The 1010-nt window shown below is 42.8% G+C and carries 2 protein-coding genes and 1 pseudogene; all 3 read left to right on the top strand.

Annotated features, from left to right (window positions below; all coding sequences use genetic code 11):
* A pseudogene (locus tag FC20_RS10970) lies at positions 1 to 212 on the top strand (DUF4355 domain-containing protein); the annotation flags it as partial.
* 21 nt (positions 213 to 233) lie between these two features.
* The gene (locus FC20_RS09565; protein WP_056945404.1) at positions 234 to 611 is read left to right on the top strand and encodes a hypothetical protein; all 378 of its coding nucleotides are present in this window, start codon (positions 234 to 236) and stop codon (positions 609 to 611) included.
* Positions 612 to 625: 14 nt separating this feature from the next.
* On the top strand, positions 626 to 1010 hold a 385-nt coding region (locus FC20_RS09560), incomplete at its 3' end, for a major capsid protein (RefSeq protein WP_236697673.1).

The raw sequence follows: 1010 nt of genomic DNA, 5'->3' as shown, positions 1-1010 counted from the left end.
TTGATGATACTGACTCGCTTGAAGATCAATACGAAAACGTGACTAAAGTCTTTAAGAAAGCAGTGGATGATCAAGTTCAAATTAAGCTGACTAAGTCATTGGGCGCACCTGGTGGCGCTTCAAGCGGTGCTGCTTCCACGGTGGGGTCTCGGTTAGCGGACAGAGCTAACGAACGTACCAAAGCAAATAAGAAATCTGATTTTTGGTCATAGTAAGAAAGGAGTACATGGTTTATGTACGTAAAAAGAATGAATTCCGAGCAGATTAACTTTTTGGCATCGGAAAAGTTTGTAGCATTCCCTGAAGCAATTGACGCTGCTAACTACAATGTTCAAACTGACGACGAAGGTAAGAAGTATGTTCCAGCAGGGACTGTTTACCCAACGAACGACGCTAAAGCGGTCGGTGTAACGATTAATGACGTTTACGTTAACGATGGCGCTCAGCTAGTAGGTGTAATTCGGGAAGGCTGGCTGCTATCTGATCAAATGCCAGTAACGCCTAGTGCAGATGCTATTAAGGCAATGACTACCATCCACTTTAAGGACCTCAGCGCAAGCACTGATAGTTCAAGCACTACTAGTTCAACTACTTCAAATTCTGGTCATTAATGAAGGGAGTAAATATGTTTAAGTTCGATTTACAAATGTTTGCAACTCCATTGACTGAGTTGTTTTCTCAACAATCTGTTTTAGATTACACTCGCAAGCGCGATTTTCCTGAATTGTTGGGTGATACTTTGTTTCCAGCAAAGCGCGTGCAATCACTCACGGTTGATATGCTTCTTGAAGGTGACCGCACGCCAGTAATTGCTGACTATGCTTCCTTTGATACTGAAGCAGAAATTGGCGACCGTGAAGCGCAAAAAGCAACTGCTGAACTGAGCTACATCAAGCGAAAGACTCAAATTAAGGAAGCAGATTTAATTGCTTTGGCCAATCCACGTAGCGATGCTGAACAAAATTATGTGATCGGCCAGATTTACAATGACTTGGCTAACCTGGTTCAAA

Source organism: Lactobacillus equicursoris DSM 19284 = JCM 14600 = CIP 110162, assembly GCF_001434815.1.
Lineage (GTDB): Bacteria > Bacillota > Bacilli > Lactobacillales > Lactobacillaceae > Lactobacillus > Lactobacillus equicursoris.
Note: the sequence above shows the minus strand (reverse complement) of the source record. Positions and strands in the feature narration are given on the sequence as shown.

What these genes read in the sequence shown, in the direction of transcription:
- FC20_RS09565 (WP_056945404.1), top strand. Translation starts at nt 234, where the DNA reads ATGTACGTAAAAAGAATGAATTCCGAGCAGATTAACTTTTTGGCATCG.